Annotated in this window: 13 protein-coding genes and 1 pseudogene; 3 read left to right on the top strand and 11 right to left on the bottom strand. The window is 66.9% G+C overall.

Going from position 1 to position 15,957, the window contains the following annotated elements:
• Positions 1–361: 361 nt before the first annotated feature.
• Positions 362–1,264 (bottom strand): peptidylprolyl isomerase, encoded by a 903-nt coding sequence (locus tag HMPREF3114_RS13180; RefSeq protein ID WP_053497073.1) that lies wholly within the window; start codon positions 1,262–1,264, stop codon positions 362–364.
• A 136-nt stretch (positions 1,265–1,400) separates the two neighbouring features.
• Here HMPREF3114_RS13180 and HMPREF3114_RS13175 point away from each other — a divergent pair, with 136 nt between their 5' ends.
• Positions 1,401–1,766 carry a PadR family transcriptional regulator gene (locus HMPREF3114_RS13175; RefSeq protein ID WP_004150914.1) on the top strand — a complete coding sequence of 122 codons (366 nt, stop codon included), beginning with the start codon at positions 1,401–1,403 and terminating at the stop codon, positions 1,764–1,766.
• Complete coding sequence (locus HMPREF3114_RS13170; protein WP_053497075.1) at positions 1,763–2,752, top strand: sensor domain-containing protein; 990 nt, start codon at positions 1,763–1,765, stop codon at positions 2,750–2,752. The genes HMPREF3114_RS13175 and HMPREF3114_RS13170 overlap by 4 nt, the downstream gene beginning before the upstream one ends.
• A gap of 110 nt (positions 2,753–2,862) precedes the next feature.
• On the opposite strand, the gene phaZ is transcribed toward HMPREF3114_RS13170, so the two are convergent.
• Positions 2,863–4,170 (bottom strand): polyhydroxyalkanoate depolymerase, encoded by a 1,308-nt coding sequence (phaZ, locus tag HMPREF3114_RS13165; RefSeq protein WP_053497077.1) that lies wholly within the window; start codon positions 4,168–4,170, stop codon positions 2,863–2,865.
• Between the two features lie 93 nt (positions 4,171–4,263).
• Positions 4,264–4,854, bottom strand: coding sequence for a class I SAM-dependent DNA methyltransferase (locus tag HMPREF3114_RS13160; protein WP_053497080.1), 591 nt, complete (start codon positions 4,852–4,854; stop codon positions 4,264–4,266).
• A 187-nt stretch (positions 4,855–5,041) separates the two neighbouring features.
• Here HMPREF3114_RS13160 and HMPREF3114_RS13155 point away from each other — a divergent pair, with 187 nt between their 5' ends.
• Positions 5,042–5,497: a CopD family protein gene (locus HMPREF3114_RS13155; protein ID WP_053497082.1), complete on the top strand. Its 456-nt coding sequence runs from the start codon at positions 5,042–5,044 to the stop codon at positions 5,495–5,497.
• 313 nt (positions 5,498–5,810) lie between these two features.
• On the opposite strand, the gene HMPREF3114_RS13150 is transcribed toward HMPREF3114_RS13155, so the two are convergent.
• The 8 genes and pseudogenes from HMPREF3114_RS13150 to lpxD form a co-directional block, all read right to left on the bottom strand.
• A complete protein-coding gene (locus HMPREF3114_RS13150) occupies positions 5,811–6,770 on the bottom strand; it encodes an acetyl-CoA carboxylase carboxyltransferase subunit alpha (RefSeq protein WP_019659134.1) in 960 nt (319 codons plus the stop codon).
• Between the two features lie 113 nt (positions 6,771–6,883).
• Positions 6,884–7,753 (bottom strand): YajG family lipoprotein, encoded by an 870-nt coding sequence (locus HMPREF3114_RS13145; RefSeq protein ID WP_053497084.1) that lies wholly within the window; start codon positions 7,751–7,753, stop codon positions 6,884–6,886.
• 55 nt (positions 7,754–7,808) lie between these two features.
• The gene (gene dnaE / locus HMPREF3114_RS13140; RefSeq protein ID WP_070489906.1) at positions 7,809–11,396 is read right to left on the bottom strand and encodes a DNA polymerase III subunit alpha; all 3,588 of its coding nucleotides are present in this window, start codon (positions 11,394–11,396) and stop codon (positions 7,809–7,811) included.
• A 237-nt stretch (positions 11,397–11,633) separates the two neighbouring features.
• On the bottom strand, positions 11,634–12,293 hold the full coding sequence (locus HMPREF3114_RS13135) for a ribonuclease HII (RefSeq protein ID WP_005415842.1): 660 nt from the start codon (positions 12,291–12,293) through the stop codon (positions 11,634–11,636).
• Positions 12,290–13,453, bottom strand: a pseudogene (gene lpxB / locus HMPREF3114_RS13130) (lipid-A-disaccharide synthase); the annotation flags it as partial. The pseudogene lpxB and the gene HMPREF3114_RS13135, both read right to left, overlap by 4 nt.
• 92 nt (positions 13,454–13,545) lie before the next feature.
• On the bottom strand, positions 13,546–14,337 hold the full coding sequence (gene lpxA / locus HMPREF3114_RS13125) for an acyl-ACP--UDP-N-acetylglucosamine O-acyltransferase (RefSeq protein ID WP_053497089.1): 792 nt from the start codon (positions 14,335–14,337) through the stop codon (positions 13,546–13,548).
• Positions 14,338–14,353: 16 nt separating this feature from the next.
• Positions 14,354–14,812: a 3-hydroxyacyl-ACP dehydratase FabZ gene (gene fabZ / locus HMPREF3114_RS13120; RefSeq protein WP_005415845.1), complete on the bottom strand. Its 459-nt coding sequence runs from the start codon at positions 14,810–14,812 to the stop codon at positions 14,354–14,356.
• On the bottom strand, positions 14,809–15,831 hold the full coding sequence (lpxD, locus tag HMPREF3114_RS13115) for a UDP-3-O-(3-hydroxymyristoyl)glucosamine N-acyltransferase (protein WP_053497091.1): 1,023 nt from the start codon (positions 15,829–15,831) through the stop codon (positions 14,809–14,811). The genes fabZ and lpxD overlap by 4 nt, the downstream gene beginning before the upstream one ends.
• Positions 15,832–15,957: the final 126 nt, after the last annotated feature.

Here is a 15,957-nt window from a genome sequence, read left to right as displayed (position 1 = left end):
CCCCTGATTCCCCTGCGATGCTCGGCTCGCTCAAGGCGGACCCAACATCAAGAGCGACAGCTGCACCCAGTAGATCCACGCCATGCGTGGATGCTCTTGCTGTTGATCTTGACCTTCAAGTCCGCCTTGAGCGAGCCGAGCACCGCAGGTCCGGCGAGGGCGAAGAGGTGCGGGTGTCTGAGCGCAGCGAGTTCCCGCACCGTCCCTCGACGGGCCGAGGAGCGCAGGGCACCGGTGCGCAGCACCGGCTCGCGGCCGGCGGAACGTTTCTTTTGGTTACTTTTCTTTGCGTACAAAGAAAAGTAACGCCCATGAACAGTGAAGCACCTTCAGCACGCGCCACGTGCAGGAAGCCAGGCTCCTACCGCACCGGCACCGGAATATTGCAAAGGTCGATATGCCCCGCCGGGCGCTTGTAGAAATCATCCACGCGGTTGCGCCGCGCCTCCACCGTATCGACGAAGGTCTTCGAGTCGGTACGCAGTACCTGGATCGGTGTGCGCTCGGCCGCCGGCACGTCGCTGGCACGGCGGATCGACACGATCGGCGTGCGCAGCTTCGGGTCGGTGTAGAAGCCCATCGGCGCCGGTCCGCGCGGGGTCGCGCTGAGCAGTTCCATGCCCTTCAGCACGCGGCCGACCAGGGTGATGTTGCGGTCGAGCTGACGCGGTGACTGGCCGGTCACCACGTAGAGTTCGGCACCGATGCTGCTGTCCTCTTCGTTGCTGCGGCCGGCGCCCAGCATGCCGTAGCAATGTGCCAGCCAGGCCTTGCCGGCCTGCGGGTCCTGGCCGACCGGGAAGCCGTCGACGAAACCGGTCTGCGCGGCCCAGCCATCGCGATCCGGCAGCACGCTGACCTTCAGGCCAGCGCTGGCGCGCTCGAATTCAGCCGGCAGCTTGCGCGCGGCGCTGCCGAACGGCTTGGCCTTGGCCGCGTCATCGGCGTCGGCATCGCCGAACTGCACCACGAAGTTGTCCTGAGAGCGGTAGATGCTGGTGCCGTCCCAGAAGTGCTCGTGGGCGAAGGTCTGGATGTTGGCGACATGGCGCGGGGCGAACTGCGGCGCCAGCTCGATGATCACGCGCCCGGCCGGCAGGTCCATGTACAGCAGGTTGGCCGGGTCCGGCGTGCGCCAGTCGCTGGCCGGCGAGACGTCCAAGATCTGCTGCGGGCTGCGGTAGGGCGTGGCGGCGCTGGCCAGGGCGGGCAGCAGGCAGGCGAGGGCGAGGGCGGTCAGGGCAAGGCGACGGCGGTGCGGCATGGGAACCCCGGAACATGAACGAGGCCTCGATTCTGCGCGAGCAATTCGGTCACGCCAACCGGCAGAGTGACTAACGACACATCCGCTATACCGAACTTCGCACTACTGTGGACTTCAACGTAGTGGAGGACCGGCCATGTCCGAGGACGATGTCCACCTGAAGAAGTTCCAGAAGGAGCTCAGCGCCGGAACGGTGTCGCTGGCCCTGCTGGCGGTGCTGGCCCGGGCCGGGGAGCCGCTGTACGGCTACCTCATTGCCAAGGAGCTGGAGCGGGTGGGCGAGGGCGTGCTGAGCGGAAAGCAGAGCGCGCTGTACCCGGTGCTGCGCAACCTGGAGGGCGCCGGCCTGCTGGAAAGCCATGTGGAGCCGTCCAGCAGCGGGCCGCCGCGGCGCTACTACCGCATCAATGAACGTGGCCGCGAGGTGCTGGCGCAGTGGCGCCAAGCGTGGCAGGCCACCCGTGATTCCGTCGATTCCGTGTTGGAGGGGGTACCGCAATGAACGACCCGAGCCTGGCAGGCCGCGCCCTGCCGACCACCATTCCGCAGTACCTGGCGCAGCTGCGCGCTGCGCTGGAAGGTGCCGATCCGGCGATGGTGCAGGACGCGTTGTACGACGCCGAGGAATACCTGCGCTCGGAGCTGGCGGCGCAGCCCGGCCGCAGCGAGGCCGAGGTGATCGCCGATGTGGCCGGCAGCTATGGCGCGCCGGACGAAGTGGCCGACATCTACCGCGAGACCGAAGTGACGGTGAACCGCGCGCTGCGTACGCCGCGTGCGGATACCGCGCCGGTACTGCGTGCCGCCGCCGAAGCCAGTGGCGTCGAACCGGCCGCGCCGCCGCCGGCGCCGGTGCAACGCTCGCTGCTGGCGCGCTTCTTCGGCGTGGTGGCCGATCCGCATACCTATGGCGCGCTGTTCTACATGCTGCTGTCGCTGGCCACCGGCATTTTCTTCTTCACCTGGGTGGTGACCGGCCTGTCATTGTCGCTGGGCCTGCTGATCCTGATCATCGGCATTCCGCTGACCGTGCTGTTCTTCGGCTCGGTGCGCGGGCTGGCGCTGCTGGAAGGACGGCTGGTGGAAGCGCTGCTGGGCGAGCGCATGCCGCGCCGCCCGCGTTACACCGACCGCAGCCGCACCTGGCTGCAGCGCATCGGCGACATGTTCACCGATGGCCGTACCTGGCTGACCCTGCTGTACTTCGTGCTGATGCTGCCGCTGGGCGTGATCTACTTCACCATCGCGGTGACGCTGCTGTCGCTGTCGCTGGGGTTCATCTGGGCGCCGGTGGCCGCGCTGTTCAGCGGTGACATTCCGGGTGTCTACGTCGATGGCGTGAACGTGCTGCCGATGGCCGCCTCGCCGCTGGTGGGCATCGTGATCGCAGCTGTGGGCGTGCTGCTGCTGCTGTTGACGATGCACCTGGCACGGGGCATCGGCAAGCTGCACGGGCTGATTGCCAAGAACCTGCTGGTGCGGTTGTAACAGGCCAGGGGTCGGATCCCTGTTCGCAGAACAGGGCTCTGACCCCGGGTCCCATCATGCTGGGTCAGAGCCCTCTCCGTTGGAAAGGGATCCGACCCCACGGCGGGGAGTTACCCCGCCTTTCGCCGCAACGGAGTAACGTTGCTCTTCTTCTTCGTGGCCTTCGCCGCCGGTGCCTCGGCATGGGCAGCGAAGAAGTCGCGCACCTTCGGATACACCACCTCGCGCCAGCGACGGCCGCTGAAGATGCCGTAGTGGCCGGCGCCTTCGACGATGAAATGCTCGCGGCGGTCAGTAGCAATGCCGGTGCACAGCGCCTGCGCTGCTTCGGTCTGGCCAAGGCCGGCGATATCGTCCAGTTCGCCCTCGATGCTCAGCAGCGCGGTATCGCGGATCGCCGACGGGTCGACCTTCTCGCCGTTGACCACCCACTCGCCACGCGGCAGCAGGAAGTCCTGGAACACCACGCGGATGGTATCCAGGTAGTACTTGGCCGGCATGTCCAGCACCGCGTTGTACTCGTCGTAGAAGCGACGGTGCGCGTCGGCGTCTTCCAGGTCGCCCTTGACAAGGTCGGTGTAGAAATCCCAGTGCGAACTGAAGTGGCGGCTGGGGTTCATCGACAGGAAGCCGGCGTGCTGCAGGAAGCCCGGATACACGCGGCGGCCGGCGCCGGGATAGCTGGCCGGCACGGTGTGGATGACGTTGTTCTCGAACCACGAAAGCGGGTTCTGCGTGGCCAGGTTGTTCACCGCGGTCGGGCTGCAGCGCGCATCGATCGGGCCGCCCATCATCACCAGGGTGCGCGGTGTCGGCTCGCCACGGCTGGCCATCAGTGAAACCGCGGCCAGCACCGGTACCGTCGGCTGGCACACGCTGACCACGTGCAGGCGTTCGACGCCCAGATGGCGGATGAACTCCTGGATGTAGGCGATGTAGTCGTCCAGGCCGAACTCGCCTTCGTTGGCCGGCACCATGCGCGCGTCCACCCAATCGGTGACGTACACACGGTGGTCGCGCAGCAGCGTGCGCACCGTATCGCGCAGCAGCGTGGCGTGGTGCCCGGACAGCGGTGCCACCACCAGCACGAACGGCTGGTTGAGCATGGTGTGCAGCTGGTCGGCCTCATTGCTGTGGCGCTTGAAGCGCAGCAGCTTGCAGAACGGCTTGCTCACTTCCTCGTGCACGACGATCGGCACGCGCTCGCCGTCGACCTCGATTTCGTTGATGCCCCACTCGGGCTTCTCGTAATCCTTGCCGATGCGATGGAACAGCTCATTGACCGCCGCCAGGCGATCGGCGCCGGGCATCTGCGACCACCAGTGGCCCGGGTTGGCGAAGAATTTGGCGTTGGCCTGGGCCTGGTGCACCCAGGGGGCGAGCAGGTTGCGGGTCAGTTCGTGCAGTTGATAGAGCATGACGACCGAATATGTATGGTCATATGTTGCCGCGCAGCATATCCCATCCGGGTGTCCCGCAGGTTAAGTTGGCTGAAAATAATGAATCCGGATTCACATCCGTTCCAGCGCGGCGGCATCGCCTGCCAGGGCGGGGCCGAGCCAGCAGTGCGACCCTACCGGCTGCAGGCCGTGCCGGGCCAGCGTCCGCCGATACCAGCGTGCTGGGCGGGCCTGGAAGCCGTCGTGGTCGCCTTCGAACGCGTCCTCGGCGGCGAAGGTCTCCAGGAAGGCCACACCGCCGGTCAGCTCGGTCACGCCGGCCAGGCCGGCGCGCAGCTCGCGGTCGGGCACGTAGTGCATCACGTCCGAACACACCAGCAGGTCGACCGGCGCGCAGGGCCGCAGCCAGGCGAAATCGCCGAAGCTGGCCAAGTGCAGGTTGCGGGTGCGGCCATAGCGGCGCACAGCGTACTCGCTGCTGTCGAAGCCCAGGTATTCGACCTTCGGACGCAGCTTCAGCAGCGGTGCGCGCCAGGCGCCTTCGCCGCAGCCGATGTCCAGCACACTGCGGATCGGTCGTTCCAGGTAGTACTCGGCACTGGCCACGGCCAACGCGACCTTGCGCGCCAGGCGGGCGCTGCCGCCGATGTCGGCGCGGCGGTACCAGCGTTGGAAGTAGGCGGCGTCGTAGGTCTTGTCCATGGGGCGGTGCGCGATCGGGGAAAACGGCGCCTATCGTACGGTGTTGCGCCCCCGGGTGTGGTGGACCCGCAGTAGAGCCACGCCATGCATGGCTGTCCTGATGCGGCGATTGGACGCGGCAGCCACCCATGAGGTGGCTCTACTGCGACAATAGGCGCCCATCTACGCCAGCCGCCGGAGCGAGCGCATGCAGAGCTACTACTGGGTCAAGACCTTCCACATCGTGTTCGTGGTGGCGTGGATGGCCACGGTGTTCTACCTGCCGCGCATCCTGGTCAACCTGGCCGAGACCGCAGGCCAGCCGGCGGTGACCGAGCGCCTGCAGCTGATGGGCCTGCGCCTGTACCGTTTCGGCCACTCGATGTTCGGCCTGGCCTTTGTGCTGGGCCTGGTGCTGTGGCTGGGCTACAAGGTCATCCCGGATTTCCCGACCATGGTCGCGCCCGGTGGCGCTGGCTGGCTGCACGCCAAGCTGGGCCTGGTGGTGGTGCTGCTGGTGTATTTCAGCTGGATCGGCCGTCTGTTGAAGGGCGTGGCCAAGGGCAGGGCGCTGCCGTCGTCGCGCGCGCTGCGCTGGATCAACGAGATTCCGTTGCTGGCGTTCATTCCGATCGTGTGGCTGGTGCTGGCCAAGCCATTCTGACCGTCCGTTATCCGTAGAGCCATGCTTGGCTCTACGGGTTCGCGTGATTCTTCGCCAAAGCAGAGGCATCCACGCATGGCGTGGATCTACTGGGTGCAGCTGTGGCTTTTGATGTTCAGGTCCGCCATGAGCGAGCCGAGCATCGCAGGTGAAACAGGGGCGAAGAGGTGCCGATGTCTGAGCGCAGCGAGTTCGGCGCCGTCCCCTGATTCACCGAGAAGCGCAGGGAACCGGTGCATAGCACCGGTTCGCGTTCGGCGGCGTGTTCTTTGGTTACTTTCTTGCACGAGCAAGAAAGTAACAAGACGATGAATCAGGCCGCTTCGTACGTGCCGTAGCTGCGCAGGCGGGTGTAGCGCTGCTCCAGCAGCTGTTCGGTGGACAGCTTGTCCAGCGCGTCCAGTTCGTTCAGCAGCACGGCCTTCAGGCGCTTGGCCATCTGGGTCGGGTTGCGGTGGGCGCCGCCGGTGGGCTCGCGCACGACCTTGTCGACCAGGCCCAGGCTCTTCAGGCGCGGCGCGGTCAGGCCCAGCTGCTCGGCGGCTTCCTTGGCCTTGCCGGCGTCCTTCCACAGGATCGAGGCGCAGCCTTCCGGGGTGATGGTCGAGTACACCGCGTATTCCAGCATCACGGTGCGGTCGCCCACGCCCAGCGCCAGCGCGCCGCCGGAGCCGCCTTCACCGATCACGGTGCAGATGATCGGCACCTTCAGCTCGGCCATCTCGATCAGGTTGCGCGCGATCGCTTCGGACTGGCCGCGCGATTCGGCGTCGATACCCGGCCAGGCACCGGCGGTGTCGATCAGGGTCAGCACCGGCAGGCCGAAGCGCTCGGCCATCTTCATCAGGCGCAGCGCCTTGCGGTAGCCCTCCGGTTTGGGCATGCCGAAGTTGCGCTTGATCTTTTCCTTGGTGTCGCGACCCTTCTGGTGGCCGATCACCATTACCGCGCGGCCATTGATGCGGGCCAGGCCGCCCATGATCGCCTTGTCGTCGGCGAAGGCGCGGTCACCGGCCAGCTCCTGGAACTCATCGAACATGACGCGGATGTAGTCGGCGGTGTACGGACGCGACGGGTGCCGGGCCAGCTGCAGCACCTGCCACGAGGTCAGGTTGCGGAAGATCTGCGCGGTGCGCATGCGCAGCTTGTCCTGCAGCGCGTGCACTTCCGCCTCGACATTGACCGCCGGCCCGGCACTGGCGTTGCGCAGTTCCTGGATCTTGGCTTCCAGGTCGGCGATGGGTTGCTCGAAGTCGAGGTAGTTCGGATTCATCGGAAGCCGTCGTGTAAAGAAGGGGGCAATTCTAGCCGAATGCGTGCAAACCGCCCGTACGCCTTCGTCTGGAAGGCGACGGTAGCGCAGCCGGGCAGGCGGCGCCAGTCAGCTCAGGGCACCACCAGGGCGCTGCGGCCCATCAACTGGCTGCGCTGGGAAACGAAGTCGTTGTAGGCCTCGTTGGCCTCCCGGCCCAGGCCGCTGCCCAGGGTGGCAGTGGCCGAGGTGAAGGCCATCTGCGCAGCGAAGTCCTGCTTGCGCAGGGCCTTCTGTTCATCGGCGGTGGTGGCCTTCAGCCATCGCGCGTAGACCTCGCGAAGCGGCGCGGCATGCGCCTCGAAGGCCGGTGCCAGCGCCGGCAGGCTGGCCGGTGCCGGTTCAAGGCTGTATGCCGGGGCCACGTAGCCGGCCGGCTGTTCGCGCTTGAACGCGCCCGGCTCGCCCATGCCTTCCTCGACGTAGGCGATGAAATCCGGTGCCGTGAACACCTTGGCGACGATCTGGCCACCACTGGAATCGACGTGGGCGACCACCTTTTCCTTCGGGAACGGTTCGCGCACGCCGTAGGTCCAGGTCTTGTCGATGAACAGGTCGTGGTGCTTCTCGAAGGGGCCCTCGAAGTCGACGCCGCCCAGCTCGATGCCAGCCTTGCCGGTGCCGAAGTTCTTCAGCTTGCTCTCGTCGGTGACGTAGACCTCGCGTGCGATCACGTATTCGCTCAGGGTCGGGTTGATCAGGCCGCCACGACCGTCGACGTAGACGATGAAGCGCACCTCGCCGAGCGTGTCGGTATGCAGGCGATGCTCGCCAACGGCCAGCGAGACCGGGCGCGAGCCGTGCGCGGCCACCGGCAGGTCCTGGCCGTCGATGCTCAGCGCCAGCGGCGTGTCGGTCGGGTTGTCGATCTGGAACTCGATCTTCGACGGCGAGCAGGCGGCCAGCGCCAGTGCGGCAACGAACGGGAACAGCAGGGTCTTCATTGGCGATCGTCCTTGATGTCTGGAACGGGAAAACTGGAACACGAAGCAGCCAGCCTCAGCTGGCCCACGGCGGGCTGTAGCGCACCTTCAGCGTACGTACGGCGGGGTCGGCGCGCAGCGCCTCCATCAGCTTGGAATCGATGCGCACTGCGCTCTGCCCGGAGACATCCAGCATGCCGGCGACACCGCCGTGCGGACCCTTCAGCAGCAGGTCCAGGCGCAGCGGCGTCCGCCCCGGGCGATGGCGGTCGAGCAGGGCATTGATGCGCTCCCAGACCGGGCGCTGCTGGCGCAGGTCCAGGCGCAACGACAGCCGCGTGGCGTAGTTGGCGCAGACTTCGTCGAAGTCCCAGCACTGGCGGATGCGCAGTGCGTAGCCGCCGTTGAATTCGTCCTCGCGCAGGCCGCCCTTGACCACCAGGATGCGGTCCTTGGTCATCAGGTGGCCGAACTCGGCCATCGCATCGGAGAACGCGCTGCACTCCACGCGGCCGCGACCGTCCTCCAGCTGGATGAAGATCTGGCTCTCACCCTTGCGGCGCACGCCGACCACCTGGCCGGCCAGCACGGTCTGCACTTCCGGGCGCCAGCGCTTCTCGCCGCCGCCGCCGCCGCTGTTGGCGCTCCAGATCTTCTCCACCGAACCCAGGTCGTTGCCGACCAGGTCGCGCACATCGTCGCGCCAGGGATCGAACGGGTGGCCGCTGAGGTAGAAGCCCAGCGTGTCGCGCTCGCCGTTGAGGCGCTGCAGCAGCGGCCATTCTTCGGCTTCGGGCAGGTCCAGCTGGATCGACACGGTGCTCGGATCAGGCCCGCCAAACAGCGAATTCTGCCCGGACGCACGCTCGCGTGCCATCTGGTCGGTGGCCTTGATCACTTCCGGCAGCTGCAGCATCAGCGAGGCACGGTTGCGGCCGAGCTCATCGAGCGCGCCACAGTTGATCATCGCTTCCAGCGTGCGCCGGTTGAGCTTGGCCGAGCCGACGCGGGTGCAGAAGTCCAGCAGATCCTTGAACGGTCCGCCCTTCAGTCGTTCCTCGACCACCGCTTCGCAGGCGCCCTGGCCGACGCCCTTGATCGCGCCCAGGCCGTACTGGATCGTGTCCGGTGTGACCGCTTCGAACATGAAGGCCGACTGGTTCACCTTCGGCGGCAGCACGGTCAGGCCGAGGTTGCGCACCTCGTCGAGGAAGCCGACCACCTTGTCGGTGTTGTCCAGGTCCGAAGACAGCGTGGCCGCCATGAACTCGGCCGGGTAATGGCGCTTCAGCCAGGCGGTCTGGTAGCTGACCAGTGCGTATGCAGCGGCGTGCGACTTGTTGAAGCCATAGCCGGCGAACTTCTCCATCAGGTCGAAGATTTCGTCGGCCTTGGGGCCGTCGACGCCGCCCTTGGCTGCGCCTTCGCGGAAGATCTCGCGGTGCTTGGCCATTTCCGCCGGCACCTTCTTGCCCATCGCGCGTCGCAGCAGGTCAGCGCCGCCCAGCGAGTAGCCGCCGACGATCTGCGCCATCTGCATCACCTGCTCCTGGTACACCATGATGCCGTAGGTGTCCTTCAGGATCGCTTCGGTGCGCGGATCGGGATAGATGATCTCTTCCTGGCCGTGCTTGCGCGCGTTGAAGGAGGGAATCAGGTCCATCGGGCCGGGGCGATACAGCGACACCAGCGCGATCAGGTCTTCGAAGCGGTCGGGGCGCGCGTCCTTCAGCAGGCGGCGCATGCCCGAGGATTCGAACTGGAACACCGCGCCGGTGTTGCCGTTGGCGAAGATGTCCTTGTAGGTGGGCGCATCGTCGAGCGGGATCGCGGCAATGTCGACCGGCGGAATGCCCGCGCGTTCGTGGCGCTTGTTGATCGCCTTCACCGCCCAGTCGATGATGGTCAGCGTGCGCAGGCCGAGGAAGTCGAACTTCACCAGGCCCACTTCTTCCACGTCGTTCTTGTCGAACTGGGTGACCGGGTTCTTGCCGAGCCCATTTTCGTCGTGTTCTGCGTACAGCGGGCAGAACTCGCTCAGCGGCTCGGGCCCGATCACCACGCCACCGGCGTGCTTGCCGGCGTTGCGGGTCAGGTCTTCCAGCTGCAGCGCCAGGTCGATCAGGTCGCGGACATCGTCCTCGGTCTCGTAGCGCTGGATCAGTTCCGGCGAGGCCATTTCCGAGCTCGGGCCTTCCTTGCCCTTGCCCAGCGCATCCTTCAGGTGGATGCCCAGGATGTTGGGGATCAGCTTGGAAACGCCATCCACCAGGCCGTACGGGAACCCGAGCACGCGGCCGGAGTCGCGCACCACCGCCTTGGCGGCCATGGTGCCGTAGGTGATGATCTGGCTGACGCGCTCGCGCCCGTATTTGCGCGCGACGTAGTCGATCACTTCGTCGCGGCGGTCCATGCAGAAGTCGATGTCGAAGTCGGGCATCGACACGCGTTCGGGATTGAGGAATCGCTCGAACAGCAGGTTGTACGGCAGCGGGTCCAGGTCGGTGATCTTCAGCGCCCACGCCACCAGCGAACCGGCACCCGAACCACGGCCGGGACCGATCGGAATGCCCTGGTTCTTGCCCCACTGGATGAAGTCGGCCACGATCAGGAAGTAGCCAGGGAAGCCCATCTTGATGATGGTGTTGAGCTCGAACTCCAGGCGCTCGAAGTACTCCTCACGGGTCTTGCCCGGCGCCAGCGGATTCTTCTCCAAGCGCTCTTCCAGGCCGTCCCGCGACATCTTCTGGATCCAGGTGTCCAAGGTCTCGTCGTCGGGCACCGGGTAGTTGGGCAGGAAGTAGGTGCCCAGCCGCATCTCGATGTTGCAGCGCTCGGCCAGCGCCAGCGTGTTGTCGATCGCATCGGGGATGTCGGCGAACAGCGCGCACATCTCCTCGGCCGACTTCAGGTACTGCTGGTCGCTGTACTCGCGCGGACGCTTGGGATCGTCCAGCACGCGGCCGGTGGAAATGCACACGCGCGCTTCGTGCGCGCTGAAATCCGACGGCGACAGGAAGCGCACGTCATTGCTGGCGACCACCGGCAGGCCGCGCTGGCCAGCGGCCATCAGCGCGAACTGGTTGAAGGTTTCCTCGCCCTCGCGGCCGGTACGGGTCAGCTCCAGGTGCAGGCCATCGCCGAACACGCGCTGCCAGTCGGCCAGCTGCTGCTCGGCCAGTTCATGCTTGCCGTCCAGTGCCAGGCGCCCGGCCAGGCTCTGCCGTCCGGCCAGCGCGAACAGGTTGGCGTTGCCGGCCTTCAGCCAGTCCGGGTGGATGGCCACACCGCCTTCCGGGCGATGGCCTTCCATCCAGGCGCGGGTCAGCAACCGCGACAGGCTCAGGTAGCCCTCGCGGTCGCGGCACAGCAGGGTCATCCGCCACGGGTCCTGGCCTTCCTCGGCGATCAGCACGTCGGCACCGGCGATCGGCTTGATGCCCACGCCTTCGGCGGCCTTGTAGAACTTGACCAGGGCGAACAGGTTGTTGAGATCGGTCACCGCCAGCGCGGGCAGGCCGAGCTCCACCGAGCGCGACAGCAGGTTGGCCTGCTTGGCCTTCTTCGGGTCCGCCTGGTCCGGCTTGGCCGGCACGCGGATGGTCGAGTCCGCCAGCGAGAACTCGGTGTGGACGTGGAGATGTACGAAGCGGGAGTTGGACATGCCGGACCAGGTTGGAGCGCGCGGGCCCCGGGTGCTGACGGAGGTTCGTCGCCGGGGTCGGGAAGCGCTGGAATGCCCGGTCAGGGTAGCGAGGGCAGGGGGTTGCCACAAGGCTTGACAGGGGCACGGCGTGGCGCCGGATTCAGGCGTGCGGGAGGCCGCCTTCTGTAGCGCCGAGCCCATGCTCGGCTGTCCACAGCTGCCGAGCATGAGCTCGGCGCTACAACGCCAGCAGGCTCAGGCGATGGCCGCGACAGCCGGCGCTTCCAGGCACTCGCGCACCGGGGCGAAGCTGCGCCGGTGCTCCACGCAGGGGCCGTGCTCGCGCAGGGCGGCCAGGTGGGCCGGAGTGCCATAGCCCTTGTGCTGCTCGAACCCATACTGGGGGTGGCGGGCGTGCACGTCCTGCATGTAGCGATCGCGCGAGACCTTGGCCAGGATCGAGGCGGCCATGATCGCGCGGTCGATGCCATCGCCGCCGACCAGCGCCTGCGCCGGCAGTACCAGGCCCTTGGGCACCACGTTGCCGTCGATGCGGGCGAAGCCGGCCACGTGGGCGACCGCTGCAACGACGTCACGCATGCCCTGCAGGGTGGCCTGGTAGATGTTCAGGCGGTCGATGGTGTCCACGTCCACCAGCACCACATGCCAGGCCAGGGCGCGCTCGACGATGCGGTCATGCAGCTGCTCGCGGCGGGCAGCGGTCAACTGCTTGGAATCATCCAGGCCGTTGATCCGTGGCCGTGACGGATCGAATACCACCGCCGCCACCGCCACCGGCCCGGCCAGCGGGCCACGCCCGGCCTCGTCGACACCGGCGACCAGGCGCTCCGGCTCGACCACTGCCGTACCGTCGAACAGGGCCAGGCTTGCTGCTGCGGCGTGGCGGCGGCTCATGCCTGCGCCTGGTCGCGCATCAGCAGCTCGCCGACGGCATCGGCGGCACGCGCCGAGGCGTTGCGTCGCAGTCGCTCGTGCAGTCGCACATAAGTGTCCTGCAGGTCGATCACCCGCTGCGGGTGGTCGAACCACTGCTGGATGGCCGCGGCCAGCCTGTCCGGCGTGCAGTCGTGCTGCATCAGCTCCGGTGCCAGGTCCTGGCCGGCCAGGATGTTGGGCAGGGCGAAGCGGTCGACCTTGATCAGGCCAAGCGCTTTGACCAGTCGATAGGTCAGTTCGTTGACGCGGTAACCGACCACCATCGGCCGCTTCACCAGCATGGCTTCCAGGGTCGCGGTGCCGGAGGCCAGCACCACCACGTCGGCGGCGATCATCGCGTTGCGCGCCTGGCCGTCAAGCACGTGCGAGTAGGCCACCGGCAGCGCCGAGCGCGACAGCTGTTCTTCGATCAGCTGCCTGCAGGCTGGGTTGGCGGCAGGCACCACCACATGCAGGCCCGGAATGCGTTCGGAGACCTGCCAGGCGGCTTCGAAGAACGGCTCTCCCAGGCGCGAGATCTCGCCGAGGCGGCTGCCCGGCAACACCGCCAGCACCTTGGCCGAGGCCGGCAGGCCGAGCGCGGCGCGTGCTTCCTCGCGGTTGCCTTGCAGCGGAATGTCATCGGCCATCGGGTGGCCGACGAAGCGCGCGTCGATGCCGTGCCGGGCATAGATCGGCGGCTCCATCGGGAACAGGCACAGCACCAGGTCGGCGCTGCTGCCGATTTTCTCGGCGCGCTTTTCGCGCCAGGCCCAGACCGACGGGCTGACGTAATGCACGGTGCGCACGCCACGCTGCTTCAGCCAGCGCTCGATGCCCAGGTTGAAGTCGGGGGCGTCGATGCCGATGAACACGTCCGGCTGCCAGTCCAGCGCACGCTGGCGGAACGCCGAGCGCAGCTTGAGCAGGCGCGGCAGGTGGCGCAGCACTTCGGTCAGGCCCATCACCGCCAGCTCGCTGGCATCGTGCCAGGTCTGGCAGCCGGCGCTGCGCATTGCATCGCCGCCGATACCGGCGAACTCGGCATTCGGGAAGCGTGCCTTCAGTTCACGCACCAGGCCCGCACCGAGCAGGTCGCCGGAGGCTTCGCCGGCAACCAGCGCGATCCGCAACGGGCGCTCGCTGAGCACCCGCTGCGCGGGAACGCTGCCGGCCATCGAGGCCAGCGGGATCACCGCGGCGCCGGCCGGCGCCTGGCCGGTCGAGCTGCTCATCGCAGCAGGGGCCTCTCGGCGTGCTCGATGAAGTCCAGCATCGCCTTCACGTCGTCGCTGTCACGCGCCTGTTCGGTCAGCTGCACCTTGGCCTCTGCCAGCGGCAGGCCCGCGACGTACAGCGTGCGGTACGCACGCTTGATGGCCGAAATGCGGTCAGCGTCAAAGCCGCGCCGCTTCAGGCCTTCGCTGTTGATGCCACGCGGGCGTCCCAGCGAATCGGTGCCGACCATGGTGAACGGCGGTACGTCACCATTGGTCAGCGCGCCCATGCCGAGGAAGGCATGCGCGCCGATGCGGCAGAACTGGTGGGCACCGGCGAAGCCGCTGATGATCACGTAGTCGCCCACGGTCACATGGCCGGCCAGGGTGGTGTTGTTGGAGAACACGCAGAAGTTGCCGACATGGCAGTCGTGTGCCACGTGCGTGTAGGCCAGCATCCAGTTGTCGTTGCCGATGGTGGTGATGCCGCCGCCGCCGCCGGTGCCACGGTTGAGCGTGACGAACTCGCGGAACACGTTGCGATCGCCGATCACCAGTTCGGTGCGCTCGCCGCCGAACTTCTTGTCCTGCGGCTCGCCACCGATCGCGGCATGGCCGACGAAGCGGTTGTCGCGGCCGATCCGGGTCGGGCCGTGGATGCTGCAATGGGGGCCCACCACCGTGCCGGCACCGATTTCAACGTCGGGGCCGATCAGGGTGAAGGCGCCCACCTGGACATCGTCAGCCAGGCGTGCGGCCGGGTCGATGACGGCGGTGGGGTGGATCCGCGGTTCGTTGTCAGTCATTGCTGCCTCCAGTGGATCAGCCCTTGGCGCCGGCACACATGACCTCGGCCGACGCGACGACTTCGCCGTTGACCTTGGCTTCGCCGTAGTACCAGCCCATGTTGCGGATCAGGCGCTTCATCTGCACGTCCAGCATCAGCACGTCACCGGGCACGACCTGCTTGTTGAAGCGGGCGTTTTCCACCTTGACCATGTAGAACAGCTTGGACTGCGCATCGCGGCCGAGCGTGAGCTGGGTCATGACGCCGCCAGCCTGCGCCAGCGCTTCGATGATCAGCACCCCGGGCATGATCGGGCGGCCCGGGAAGTGGCCCTGGAAGAACGGCTCGTTGATGCTGACGTTCTTCTGCGCCAGGATCCGCTTGGCCTCGACGTCGAGTTCAAGCACCCGGTCCACCAGCAGGAACGGGTAGCGGTGCGGAAGCAGTTCCTGGATCTGGCAGACGTCGATCGGAAGCTGCAGCGAATCGTTCATTCTTTCTCCTTGCCAGCAGCCAGAACGCGGCGAGCCAATGCGTCCAGCTGCTTGAAGCGCGCGGCGTTCTTGCGCCACGTGCGGTTGTCGGTCAATGGGGTGCCGGACGAATACTCGCCCGGCTCATGGATGGAGTTGCGGACCACCGACTTGCCGGTGATCACGACCTTGTCGCAGATCTCGAGGTGGCCGACCACGCCAACGTGGCCGCCGAGCAGGCAGTAACGGCCGATCTTGGCGCTGCCGGCGATGCCGGTGCAGCCGGCAATGGCCGAGTGGGCGCCGATCTGCACGTTGTGGGCAATCTGCACCAGGTTGTCCAGGCGAACATCCTCGGCGAGGACGGTGTCTTCCAGCGCGCCACGATCAACACAGGTATTGGCGCCGATCTCGCAATCATCGCCGATGCGGACACCGCCGAGCTGCGGCACCTTGATCCACTTGCCAGCGTCCATGGCCAGGCCGAAGCCATCGGCGCCGAGTACGGCACCGGGATGCACGCGCACGCGCTTGCCCAGCGTGACCCGGGTGACCAGGGTCACGCGGGCGATCAGCTCACAGCCGGTATCCAGGCTGCAGTCCTCGCCGATCACGCTGCCGGTGCCGATGATGCAGTTCTCACCGACGACGCTGCGCGCACCGACCGAGACGAACGGGCCGATATGGGCGCTGGCGGCGACCTGGGCGCTGGGATCGATCACTGCGCTGGGATGGATGCCCGGCGGGCGGGTCGGCGCGATGTCGAACAGCGCGGCAATCTTGGCGAATGCGGTGTACGGGTCCTTGGCGACGAGCGCGGCGCCGGGGGCGGCCTCGACGTCATCGGCACGCAGGACCACCAGCGAAGCCCGGCTGTCGGCCAGCTGGACGCGATAGCGGGGGTTGGCAAGGAAGGTCAGCTGGCCAGGACCGGCATGGGCGAGGGTAGCCACGCCATGGATGGCGGTAGCGGGATCGCCATGGACCTGCAGGCCGAACTGCTCGGCGAGTTGCTGGGCGGTGTAGGTGGGAGTATTCACGGCGGGAGTTTAACGTGTGGCGCCATTTCGGTCATGCGGGGTCAAAAGAGGCGCCTGCCTGATGTCCCGGGGTGATGGCGCAGGGGGCTGCCCAGGACACGCCGTAAACCCATCCCTGGGGGCTCG

It is taken from the genome of Stenotrophomonas sp. HMSC10F07 (genome assembly GCF_001807895.1).
Lineage (GTDB): Bacteria > Pseudomonadota > Gammaproteobacteria > Xanthomonadales > Xanthomonadaceae > Stenotrophomonas > Stenotrophomonas sepilia.
Note: the sequence above shows the minus strand (reverse complement) of the source record. Positions and strands in the feature narration are given on the sequence as shown.

Excerpts from the sequence above, each read along its gene's own strand:
- HMPREF3114_RS13160 (WP_053497080.1), bottom strand. The coding sequence starts at position 4,854 with ATGGACAAGACCTACGACGCCGCCTACTTCCAACGCTGGTACCGCCGC.
- HMPREF3114_RS13170 (WP_053497075.1), top strand. The coding sequence starts at position 1,763 with ATGAACGACCCGAGCCTGGCAGGCCGCGCCCTGCCGACCACCATTCCG.
- HMPREF3114_RS13135 (WP_005415842.1), bottom strand. The coding sequence starts at position 12,293 with ATGAGCCGCCGCCACGCCGCAGCAGCAAGCCTGGCCCTGTTCGACGGT.
- HMPREF3114_RS13145 (WP_053497084.1), bottom strand. The coding sequence starts at position 7,753 with ATGAAGACCCTGCTGTTCCCGTTCGTTGCCGCACTGGCGCTGGCCGCC.
- HMPREF3114_RS13180 (WP_053497073.1), bottom strand. The coding sequence starts at position 1,264 with ATGCCGCACCGCCGTCGCCTTGCCCTGACCGCCCTCGCCCTCGCCTGC.
- HMPREF3114_RS13175 (WP_004150914.1), top strand. The coding sequence starts at position 1,401 with ATGTCCGAGGACGATGTCCACCTGAAGAAGTTCCAGAAGGAGCTCAGC.
- HMPREF3114_RS13155 (WP_053497082.1), top strand. The coding sequence starts at position 5,042 with ATGCAGAGCTACTACTGGGTCAAGACCTTCCACATCGTGTTCGTGGTG.
- lpxA (WP_053497089.1), bottom strand. The coding sequence starts at position 14,337 with ATGACTGACAACGAACCGCGGATCCACCCCACCGCCGTCATCGACCCG.
- fabZ (WP_005415845.1), bottom strand. The coding sequence starts at position 14,812 with ATGAACGATTCGCTGCAGCTTCCGATCGACGTCTGCCAGATCCAGGAA.
- dnaE (WP_070489906.1), bottom strand. The coding sequence starts at position 11,396 with ATGTCCAACTCCCGCTTCGTACATCTCCACGTCCACACCGAGTTCTCG.
- HMPREF3114_RS13150 (WP_019659134.1), bottom strand. The coding sequence starts at position 6,770 with ATGAATCCGAACTACCTCGACTTCGAGCAACCCATCGCCGACCTGGAA.
- phaZ (WP_053497077.1), bottom strand. The coding sequence starts at position 4,170 with ATGCTCTATCAACTGCACGAACTGACCCGCAACCTGCTCGCCCCCTGG.